Origin of the sequence: Kitasatospora sp. NPDC059462, assembly GCF_042749955.1 — a bacterium.
Classification (GTDB): domain Bacteria; phylum Actinomycetota; class Actinomycetes; order Streptomycetales; family Streptomycetaceae; genus Kitasatospora.
On sequence record NZ_JBHYUU010000015.1, the window covers coordinates 37,746 to 48,783 of the forward strand.

6 protein-coding genes are annotated in these 11,038 nt (G+C 76.1%); 1 reads left to right on the plus strand and 5 read right to left on the minus strand.

The annotated features are described in order from the left end of the window. Window positions 1-79 precede the first annotated feature (79 nt). The 5 genes from ACFXAM_RS06895 to ACFXAM_RS06915 all read right to left on the minus strand — a co-directional run bounded on the left by ACFXAM_RS06895 (window position 80) and on the right by ACFXAM_RS06915 (window position 7,152). Window positions 80-2,257 (minus strand): MMPL family transporter, encoded by a 2,178-nt coding sequence (locus ACFXAM_RS06895; RefSeq protein WP_380288162.1) that lies wholly within the window; start codon window positions 2,255-2,257, stop codon window positions 80-82. Window positions 2,258-2,318: 61 nt separating this feature from the next. Continuing rightward, window positions 2,319-2,711: a hypothetical protein gene (locus ACFXAM_RS06900; protein WP_380288164.1), complete on the minus strand. Its 393-nt coding sequence runs from the start codon at window positions 2,709-2,711 to the stop codon at window positions 2,319-2,321. 132 nt (window positions 2,712-2,843) lie between these two features. Beyond that, complete coding sequence (locus ACFXAM_RS06905; RefSeq protein ID WP_350562929.1) at window positions 2,844-3,209, minus strand: hypothetical protein; 366 nt, start codon at window positions 3,207-3,209, stop codon at window positions 2,844-2,846. Between the two features lie 250 nt (window positions 3,210-3,459). Continuing rightward, the gene (locus ACFXAM_RS06910; protein WP_380288166.1) at window positions 3,460-3,825 is read right to left on the minus strand and encodes a hypothetical protein; all 366 of its coding nucleotides are present in this window, start codon (window positions 3,823-3,825) and stop codon (window positions 3,460-3,462) included. A gap of 204 nt (window positions 3,826-4,029) precedes the next feature. Next, window positions 4,030-7,152, minus strand: coding sequence for a phosphocholine-specific phospholipase C (locus tag ACFXAM_RS06915; protein ID WP_380288168.1), 3,123 nt, complete (start codon window positions 7,150-7,152; stop codon window positions 4,030-4,032). A 554-nt stretch (window positions 7,153-7,706) separates the two neighbouring features. Here ACFXAM_RS06915 and ACFXAM_RS06920 point away from each other — a divergent pair. Then, window positions 7,707-10,895: an amino acid adenylation domain-containing protein gene (locus tag ACFXAM_RS06920; protein ID WP_380288170.1), complete on the plus strand. Its 3,189-nt coding sequence runs from the start codon at window positions 7,707-7,709 to the stop codon at window positions 10,893-10,895. The last annotated feature ends 143 nt before the right edge of the window (window positions 10,896-11,038 follow it).

Sequence of the window (11,038 nt, forward strand, 5' to 3'; positions counted from 1 at the left end):
CCCGTTCAGCCTAACGGTGCCGCCGCGGCGCGGAGAGCGGCCCCCGGGGTGCCGGGGCCCGCCTCGTCGCGCGCGCGGCTCACACCCCCGGGCCGACCCGTTCACCCGACGGCCGCGGGTCCGCCGGGGCGGGAGCCGCCGGGCCGGCCGCCGCGCGGCCGGTACGGGCCGGCCACCAGACCCGGTCACCGAGGTCCCGGACCAGGGCCGGCACCAGCAGCGAGCGCACCAGCAGGGTGTCCAGCAGCACGCCGAAGGCCACGATGAAGGCGATCTGGGCGAGGAAGGCCAGCGGGATCACCCCGAGCGCGGCGAAGGTCGCGGCCAGCACCACGCCCGCCGAGGTGATCACCCCGCCGGTCGCGGTGAGCCCGCGCAGCACCCCCTCCCGGGTGCCGGAGCGCAGCGCCTCCTCGCGGACCCGGGTCATCAGGAAGATGTTGTAGTCGACGCCGAGCGCGACCAGGAACACGTACCCGTAGAGCGGCACCGAGGGGTCCACGGCGGAGAACCCGAACACGTGCGGGAAGACCACCGCGCTCACGCCGAGCGTCGCCAGGTAGGAGAGCGCGACCGTCGCGGCCAGCAGCACCGGCGCGAGCAGCGAGCGCAGCAGCAGGACGAGGACGGCGAGCACGCACAGCAGCACGACCGGGGTGATGAGGGTGCGGTCGTGCGCGGCGGTGGTGCGGGTGTCGTCCTGCTGCGCGGTGTAGCCGCCGACCAGCGCCCGCGCGTCGGGGACGGCGTGCACCGCCTGCCGCAGCCGGTGCACGGTGGCGATCGCCTCGTCGCTGTCGGCCGGGTCGGTGAGCGTGGCCTCCAGCCGGACCCGGCCGTCGACGACCAGCGGTGCGCCGCCCGGCGCACCGGCGGTGGTGGCGCGGACGCCGGCCACCCCGGGAACGGCGGCGGCCGCGGCGGTGACGGCCTCCGCGCGGTCGGCGGCGGCGATCACCACGGCCGGGTTGCCGCTGCCGCCGGGGAAGTGTGCGGAGAGCAGCCGCTGGCCGGCCACCGAGGGCTGGGCCTTGACGAAGAGTTTGCTCTGCGGCACGCCGCCGGCGTCCAGGGTGGGGGCGAGGGCGGCCAGCGCCGTCAGCACGGCGAGGCTCGCCGCCCACAGGGCGCGCGGGCGGCGGGCGACCAGCGCCGCGACCCGGGTCCAGACCGGGTGCACCGGGGCCCGGCCGTCGGCGGCCGGGCGGGCCGGCCAGTAGGCGGCGGGCCCGGCCAGCACCAGGGCGGCGGGCAGGAAGGTGAGCGCGGAGAGCACGGCGCAGCCGATGCCGATGGCGCCGACCGGGCCGAGCGCCCGGTTGTTGGTGAGGTCGGAGAGCAGCAGTACCAGCAGGCCGAGCGCGACGGTGGCGCCGGAGGCGGTGACCGGCTCGACGGACTGCCGCCAGGCGGTGCGCATGGCGGCGAACCGGTCGCCGTGCAGGTGCAGTTCCTCGCGGAAGCGGGCGGAGAGCAGCAGGCCGTAGTCGGTGGCGGCGCCGATGACCAGGATCGACAGCAGGCCCTGGACCTGGCCGTCGACGGTGACCAGGCCGTGGTCGGCGAGCAGGTAGACCAGCGCGCAGGCGATGCCGAGGGCGAAGACGGCGCCGAGGATGACCAGCAGGGGCAGCAGGACGGCGCGGTAGACGGCGAGCAGGATCAGCAGGACCACGCCGAGCGCGACCCCGAGCAGCAGGCCGTCGATGCCGGCGAAGGCGCCGCCGAGGTCGGCCAGGATGGCGGCGGGTCCGGCCACGCCGACGGTGGTGCCGGGGACGCGTTCGGCGAGTGCGCGGACGGCGCGCACGGTGTCACCGGTCTCGCGGCCGAGGTCGGCGCGCAGCTGGACGACGCCCTGCACGGCGAGGCCGTCGGCGGAGGGGAGGGCGGGCGAGACGCGTCCGGTGGCGCCGGGCAGCGCGGCGGCGTCGTGCAGGGCCTGGGCGGCGGCGGCGCGCCGGGTGTCGTCGAGGGGGCCGGTGCGGCTCTCCCAGACGACGATGACGGGCAGGGCGTCCCCGGCCCGGAAGTCCGCGCCGAGCCGGGCGGCCTCGGTGGATTCGGCGCTGCGGGGCAGGAAGGCGGCCCGGTCGTTGGTGGCGACCTCGCCGAGCCGGCCGGCGTAGGAGCCGAAGGCGCCGCCGAGGCCGAGCCAGACGATCAGCAGGGCGAGCGGGACGAGCAGCCGGGCGCGGCGCGGCCGGGCGGGGGGTGCGGCCGGGTCGGCGGAGGCGGCGGGACGGTCAGCGGGCATGGCGGGGCGCCCTCCGGGATGCGGCGGGGTGGCGGACAGCCCGGATCATATCTCTCGACCGTCAAGAGACTTGACGGGCGGAGAGACCTCGCGGCCGCGCCAGGAGTCCGGCCACCGAGAGCGCTCCCCAGCCGACCGAGACCGCGACCGCCATCACCCGGTGCCGCCGGGCCGGGAGGGCGGTGGCGAGCAGGGCGGCGTCGCCGAGGTCGGAGGCGATCCGGACGGCGGTGGCGGTGCGCAGCGCGGCGTCGTTCGGGGCGAGGGCCATGGCGAGGCCGCAGGCGGCGTCGCGCAGGGCGAGCGGGCGCAGGCAGGCGGCGACCTCGGCCGGCACCGAGCCGTCGGGCGCGGTGAGGCCGGAGGGGCGGGCGAGCAGGGCGGGCCGGCGGGCGACGGCGAGTCCGTAGACGGCGGTGGCGGCGCCGGTGAGGCGCAGCAGGCGCTGGTGCATGGCGGTGGTCTCCCGGGACGGGCGGCGGACGGGGTGCGACCAGTGTGCCGACCCGGGGCGCGGGACGCGCCGACGGCCCACCGGTGCGGAACCGGCGGGCCGTCGGCGGCCGCCCGGGAGGCGGCGGGGGCGTCAGGAGACGCGCTTGATCTGCCAGGAGTTGTTGTTGAAGCTCGGGACGGCGGAGTACTGGCAGCTGCTGTTGTAGAACGCGGACAGCTGCACCCAGCCGGCCGGCGGGAGCGTGGAGGAACAGACGTTCAGGGTGGTGCCGATCGGCAGCCCGGCGGCCTGCTTGATCTGCTTCTTGTTGGGGCTGAAGGTCGACGAGCAGCTGATGTCGTTCCACCACTGGACGTCCACCCAGCCGGTCGGGGTGAGCTGGCTGCTGCAGACGTTCTGGGTGTCGCCGGGGGCGGCGTGCGCGGTGGTGGCGGTCAGGGTCAGCGCGGCGGCGGCGCAGCCGACGGCCAGGGCGGCGGCACGAAGACGGGACACGGAGCGGCTCCTCTCCACGGCGCGGACGGTCCGCGCCGGCCACCCATTCCTATCGGCGGGAACATGACACGGGCAGTGGCTTTCCGGCCCGGTGCGCCCGCGCACGCGTCGCGTTCGCGACGGTTGACAGTGCGCCGGCGCACTTGTTCGCGGCATATGCACGACCCGTCGGCACCCCGGCCGGGCCCGGACACGCCGACGGCCCACCGGTGGTGGGCCGGTGGGCCGTCGGCACGCTGCCCGCGGGGCGTCAGGCGACGCGCTTGATCTGCCAGGAGTTGTTGTTGAAGCTCGGGCTGACCGAGTACCGGCAGCTGCTGCTGTAGAACTCGGACAGTTGCACCCAGCCGGCCGGCGGCAGCGCCGACGCGCAGACGTTGAGCGTGGTGCCGATCGGCAGGCCGTCGACCTGCTCGATCTTCTTCGTGTTGGGGCTGAAGGTCGAGCCGCAGCTGAAGTCGTTCCACCACTGCACGTCGACCCAGCCGGAGGGGGTGAGCTGGCTGCCGCACACGGTCTGGATGTCGCCGGGCGCGGCGTGCGCGGTGGTGGCGGTCAGGGTCAGCGCGGCGGCGGCGCAGCCGACGGCCAGGGCGGCGGCACGAAGACGGGACACGGAGCGGCTCCTCTCCACGGCGCGGACGGTCCGCGCCGGCCACCCATTCCTACCGGCGCACCCATCGGCACGGACAGTGACTTTCCGGTCCGGCCGCCGGGGCACCCATCGCGTCGGCGGCAACCGAAGGCCCGCCCGCGCCCAGGGATCCGGGGACACGGGCGGGCCGGGCGGGGCGGGCGGGCCGGGCGGGGCGGCGGGGCGTCAGCCGGTGATCGGCGCGACGTCCAGGCGGATGTGGTCGACGGCCCAGAACCAGTTGTTCCCGGCGTCGTACATCCGGAACTTGAGCGTCACGCTGCGGGCGCCCGCCGGGACGGCGAACTGCTTGGCGACGAAGGTGTTCTGGACGTCCTTGCCGGCGTTGTCGTTGCCGGTGGCGTCGGAGCTGTAGAACACCAGACGGGTCTCGGCGCCGTTGTCGAAGACCGCGGTGACCGCGGCCTTCTGCGGGGCCTCCTGCCGGTAGTGCGAGTCGAAGCCCAGGTACAGGGTGGTGGCGCCGGCCGGGACGGGCACGGCGGGCGAGACCAGGGTCGAGTCGAAGACGCCCTTCTTGGACGGCGAGCCGGTGTCGTCCCAGTCGTCCGGGTCGGCGACGGCCAGGATGCCCAGGCCCCGGGTGAAGTTGCCGCGGTCCTGGCCGGCCGGGTTGGACCACTCGCGCTTGGTGTGGAAGGTCCAGCCCTGGAGGCGGGTGGTGCCCTGCGGCATGCCCGGGGCGTTGACCACCGACCAGCCCTGCGGTGCCTGCGCCGTCCAGCCGAGCACCCCGCCGACCGGCTGGAGCGCGCCGGCCAGCGACTCGAAGTCCTCGCCGAGCAGGTGGCCGGCCATCACCGGGGCGGTGCGGGCGGCGAGTTCGCCGTCGGCGACGGCGAAGCGGTCGCCGGCCTGCGCCCGGGCGGTGACCAGCACCCGGTGGGTCGCGCCGTCCGGCAGCCGGGCGGGCGGGGTGACGTCCCACTCGGCGGTGGCGGTGGCCCCGGCGGCGAGCGAGGCGGGCGCGGCGGTGACGGCGGTGACCGTCCAGCCGGCCGGGACGACCGGCTGCGCCTCCAGCGCGGTGAGCGCGGTGGTGGCGGTGAAGCGGGCGGTCACCCGGGCCGGGCGGCCGGGCAGCAGGATCGCCTCGTCGATGGTGGTGGAGGCGGCCTTGAGCGCGACGTCCACGGCCAGCGGGTCGGCCAGGCCCATCGCCGGGTCGGTGAGCAGGTGCTCGCCGTCCCAGGGGAAGCGGCCGGCGATCCGGCGGCGGAAGCCCAGTTCGCCGCGGACGCCGACGGCGACGTCGTACCAGCCCTCGGGGCCGACCTTGACGTTGACGGTCCTGTCGTCGCCGGCCGCGACCCGGACCTCGCGCAGGCCGTCGCCGTAGGCGAGGTCGCCGACCAGGAAGGTCTGGGCGGTGCGCGAGCGGTTGATCACGTCCACCTCCAGCACCTTGCCGTTCTTCTCCTCGGACAGCGAGATCTCGTAGGGCGCGTCCACGGTGCCGCGCAGGTGCCAGAGCGCGCCGTTGGGGCCGTGCACCCGCAGGTCGTAGCCGTCCGGGCCGACCGTCCAGACGTCGGAGAGCCGGGACTTGGCGCCGACGGTGTAGTGGCGCGGCGGGGTGCCGGGCTCGGGGTAGACGGCGAGGACGGCGCCCTGCTTGCCCTGGTTGATGAGGTCGACGGTCAGCTGGTCGCCCTTGAGGCGCGGCTTGACGATCAGGTCGTACGGGGCCGGGCGGGCGGCGCGGGTGCCGCGCTGCTGCTGCGGGAAGACCTGCGGGTCGGGCACGGTGGGCGCGGGCAGCTTGCCGGTGTCGACGACCTTCTGCCGGTTGCCGCTGGTGTCCGGCAGTTCGGGCCAGCGCGGGTCGCGGCCGGAGAAGTCGAAGACGTTGGTGAGGTCGCCGCAGACCGAGCGCCGCCAGGGGCTGATGTTGGGCTCCTGGACGCCGAAGCGCTGCTCCAGGAAGCGCAGCACCGAGGTGTGGTCGTAGACGGTGGAGTCGATGACGCCGCCGCGGGTCCACGGCGAGACGACGATCATCGGCACCCGCACGCCCAGGCCCATCGGGTAGGGGCCGGAGACCACGCTCTCGCCGGCGGGCAGGGTGTCGGACCAGGTGAGCGAGCCGTCGGCGGCCTTCACCCGGTACCTGCCGTCCTGGCTCACCACCCGGTGGTAGGCGGAGCCGCCCTTGCCGACCCGCACGACCACCTCGCCGTCGACCGGCACGGTGGACTTGCCGCGTCCGGTGGCCAGCGGCGGGACGGGCGGCAGGTTGTGGTCGAAGAAGCCGCCGTGCTCGTCGTAGTTGAGGATGAAGACGGTCTTCTGCCACACCTCGGGCTTGGCCGCGAGGGCGGCCAGCAGCCGGGCGGTGAGGTGCTCGCCGTTCGGCGGCGCGTAGTTGGCGTGCTCGGAGAGCGCGGCGGGGGCGACGATCCAGGAGACCTGCGGGAGGGTGTCGGCCCGGACGTCGGCGGCGAAGGCCTCGACCAGGGCGTCGCCCATCGCGAAGGGGTCGTTCTTCTTGGCCGGGTCGCCGACGGCGCGCATGCCGCGCTCGTGGAGCGGCTCACCGGGCTTGGCCTTGACGAAGGGGGTGAACCAGGCGAGCGCGTTGTCGTCGAAGTTGTCCAGCGCCTGGTAGGTCTTCCAGCTGACGCCCGCCTTCTCCAGGCGCTCGGCGTAGGTGGTCCACTCGTAGCCGCCGGGGATCTCGGTGTTGTCGGTGACCGGGGTGTCCCGGACGGTGCCGCCGCTGGTGCCCGTCATGAAGTGGTCGCGGTTGGTGTTGGTGTTGCACTGCACCGACGCGTAGTAGGCGTCACAGGCGGTGAACACCGAGGCGAGCGCGTGGTAGAAGGGCATGTCGGCGCTCTCGTAGTAGCCCTGGCCGAGCCAGCCGCCGGAGCGGCGGGTGACCGAGCCGTCGGCGAGGCCGTCGTTCCAGGCCTTCATCGAGTCGACGAAGCCGAACGCGGGGGCGCCCTGCTGGTAGGCGTTGGTGTGGGCGGCGTTCATCGCGAAGGGCAGCAGGTAGCCCTCCTTGCGGCTGGGGTCGGGCTGGTGGAAGACCGAGCGGCCGTTGACGCCGCGCACCGCCGCGCGGTCGCCGAAGCCGCGGACGCCGGGCAGGGTGCCGAAGTAGTGGTCGAAGGCGCGGTTCTCCTGCATGAACACCACGACGTGCTGGATGTCCGCCAGCCGGCCGGGGCGGGCCGGCGCGGCGAGCGCCTCGCGCACGCTGAGCGGGAGGGCGGACAGCACGGCGGCCGCCGTCGCGCCGCCGAGCAGGGTGCGGCGCGACAGTTCGGGCTTCGGACTCATCGGGGGTGGCTCCTTGTACACAGCGGGGGTGGTCGGACGCTTTGGTCCAGACCCGTTATGTGTACGGGTCCCAGATGGACGGGAACGGGGGGGTTCGATGGCGCGTCGATGACGGACAGTGAACCCCGAGCTGTACAGACAACTTGGCCCCGCTCGGCACCCCTCGCCGCGACCGTCCGCCCCACCCTTGACCGGGACCCCTCAAGGCGGACCAGCCGCCCGGACACGGAAGGTAGTTGACGAACCGTCGGCAGGCTCCGGCCAGGTCGTGGACAACCCTTGACGAGGCATGTGGTCTGTGGAAATCTCACGGCAGGTCCAGGCCAATGATCTTCGAACGGGGGAGAGGATCGGAGCGTCCGACGCATCAGGGGGGACACCTGGGAGTCGGGTCCGGCCCTGCCTCGGCGTCCTGCCGACCGGTCCGCGGGGCGGGCCGGCCACCCTTCGGCAGCCGCGCCGTCCGACCGCGCCGTGCCGCGTCCGCGCCGCCACGGCCACCGCTCGGACGGGTGCCCCGCAGCATCGTCTCCGACTCCCGAATCGAGCGCAGCATGTCCGACTCCCCCAACCGGCCCGGCCCCTCCTCCGCCGCCGGGGACCCCGCGAGAGCGACGGACGCCACCGGGCCCGCCTCCCCCGCCCAGCACGGGATCTGGCTGACCAGCAGGCTCACCCACGTGCCCGAGGTCTTCCACCTCGCGCTGCGGCTGGCCTTCGACCGGATCGACACCGACGCGCTGGCCCGCGCCGTCACCGCGACCGTCGCCCGGCACCCCGCCCTCACCTCGGCCCTGGTGGAACGGGGCGGCACGCTCCACCTGGTCCCCGCCGGGCGGGCGCCCGCGCTCACCGTCCTCGACACGGCCGCCGACAGCGGCGAGGCGCTCGCCAAGCGGCTCGCCGAGGAGCTCGCCCTCCCCTTCGACCTGGCCGCCGGGCCGCTCGCCCGGTTCACCCTGCACCAGCGGCCGGACGGCGGCGCCGAACTGCTGGTGGTGGCCCACCACGCGGTGTTCGACGGCGCCTCGAAGGACGTGCTCGCCGCCGACCTGGCCGCCGGGTACGCCGCCGCGCTCGCGGACGGGACGCCCGCCGGAGCCGTCGCCGCGGAAGCACCGCAGCCCGTCACCGACCCCGCCCAGCCGGCCGGGCCCGCCGATCCCGCCGCGGCCGAGGCCGCCGCCGCGTTCCACGGCCCGCGCTGGGCCGCCGCCACCGACCCCGTGCTGCCCGGCGGCGCCCGGGCCACCACCGACGCCGGCCCCGGCGAGGCCGTCACCTGGCGACTGGACGGCCCCGCCCGGGCCGCCCTCGACGCCGCCGCCCGGCAGACCGGGGTGACCGTCTTCGAGTTCCTGCTCGCCGCCCTGCACGGCCTGCTGCGCCGCTACGGCGGCGAGGCCGTCCCGGTCTCCGTCCCGGTCTCCACCCGCCGCCCCGAACAGCGCGGCGCCATCGGTCTGTTCGTCAACGAGCTGCCCGTGTACGCGCCGGCCGGCACCGACGCGGACGCCCCGTTCGCGCAGTGGGTCCGGGCCGTGCGCGCCGAGGTCCGGCACCTCGCGGAGCACCGCACCGTCCCCTTCGGCACCGCCGTGGCCGGGCTCACCCCCCGCGCCGGGCTCGCCCCGGTCTCCTTCGGCTACCGCCGCCGCACCACCGCCGACCCGGTCTTCCCCGGCAGCACCACCCGGGTCGACTGGACGGTCTTCCACCACGCGGCCCGCAACACCCTGCACCTCCAGGCCGTGGCGGACCCGCAGGCGGTCGAGTTCTCCCTCCAGTACGACCCGGCCGTCCTCGCCCCGGGCGCCGCCCGCCGGATCGCCGGTCACTACGCCACCCTGCTCGCCGCCGCCGCGGCCGACCCCGGCACGGCGCTCGGCGACCTGCCGCTGCTGGACGCGGCCGAGCAGCGGCAGGTCACCACCGACTGGAACGCCACCGCCCGGGCCTACCCCCGGGAGCGGACCGTGCTCGACCTGGTCCGGGAGCAGGCCGAGGCCGCCCCGGACGCCCTCGCCGTGGTCGCCGGCGAGCAGCGGCTGACCTACCGGGCGCTGCTGCGGCGCGCCGAGCGGCTGGCCGGCGCGCTCGGCGCGGCCGGCATCGGCCGGGGCGACCTGGTCGGCCTGCACCTCACCCGCACCGCCGACCTGCCGGCCGCGCTGCTCGCCGTGCACACCGTCGGCGCCGGCTACCTGCCGCTGGACCCCGGCTACCCGGCCGAGCGGCTGGCCTTCGTGCTCGCCGACTCCGGCGCCGCCCTGCTGCTGGCCGACCGCGAACCGGCGCCCGAGGTGGCCGCCGCCGCCCCGGCGGTGCTCCGCCTCCCCGGGAACGGCGACGCCCCCGCACCGGCCGCGGCCGCCCCCGCCGCGGACGCCCCCGGCCCGCTCGCCTACGTGCTCTACACCTCCGGCTCCACCGGCCGCCCCAAGGGCGTGGAGATCGGCCACCGGGCGCTGGTCAACCTGCTGGGCGCGTTCGCCGAGCGGCTCGGCTCCGGCCCCCGGGACGTCTGGCTCGGCCTCACCTCGCTCTCCTTCGACATCTCCGCCCTCGAACTGCTGCTGCCGCTGACCACCGGCGGCCGGCTGGTGCTGGCCCCGGACGGCCTGGCCGTCGACGGGCCCGGGCTGCGCGCCCTGGTCGAGCGCGAGGGCGTCACCCACGTCCAGGCCACCCCCTCGGGCTGGCGGGTCCTGCTCGGCGCCGGGCCGCTGCCCGCCGGACTCACCGGCCTGGTCGGCGGCGAGGCCCTGCCGCTGCCGCTGGCCCGCGAGCTGCGGGCCGCCACCGTCCGGCTGCTCAACGTCTACGGGCCGACCGAGACCACCATCTGGTCCACCTGCGCCGAACTGCCGCCCGCCCCGGAGACCGTCCGGATCGGCCGGCCGATCGCCAACACCCGCGCGTACGTGCTGGACGCCCGGCGCCGGCCGCTGCCCGTCGGGGTGCCGGGCGAGCTGTACCTGGGCGGCGACGGGCTCGCCGAGGGCTATCTCGGACGGCCCGAACTGACCGCCGAGCGCTTCGTCGCCGACCCGTTCGGTGCGGACGGCGACCGCCTCTACCGCACCGGCGACCTGGTCGCCTGGAGCCCGGAGGGGGACCTGGAGTTCCTCGGCCGGCTCGACGACCAGGTCAAGATCCGCGGCCACCGGATCGAGCTGGGCGAGATCGAGTCCGCGCTGCTCGCCCACCCGGCCGTCGCCGAGGCCGCCGCCGCGGTGCACCGGGAGGGGGAGGACGGGGAGCCGTTCGTCGCCGGCTACCTCGTCCCGGCCACCGGGAGCGGCACCGCCGGAAGCACCGCCGCCGGGAGCGCCGTGCCCTCCCCCGCCGACCTGCGGGCCTTCCTCCAGCAGTCGCTGCCCGGCGCCGCCGTCCCGCAGCGCTTCCTGGTGCTCGACCGGCTGCCGCTGACGCCCAACGGCAAGCTGGACCGGCGCGCGCTGCCCGTCCCGCCGGTGCCCGTCGAGGCGCCCGCCGGGCCGGCCGGCGGACAGGAGCACGACGAGGTGCTCACCACCGTCCTCGGCGTCTGGTCCGAGGTGCTGCGGCTGCCCGACCTCGGCCCCGAGGAGGACCTCTTCGAGCTCGGCGGACACTCCCTGACGATCATTCAGATCACCGCCAGGATCCGCGACCTGCTCGGCGTCGAGCTGGACTTCGACGTCTTCTTCGCCACCCCGACCCCGCTCGGCATCGCCGCGGCCGTCCGCGAACTCCGCTGACCCGCGGGAGGCCCGCCCGGGCCTCCCGCACCCGCTCCCGCGCCTCCCTCCCTGCGCCCTCGCCCCCCTCCCCCGCGGTGGCCCGGCCCCGGCGATCCCGCCCCGGGCCCGCCCCGCCACCGCCCCGACGTGCGCCGAATGGA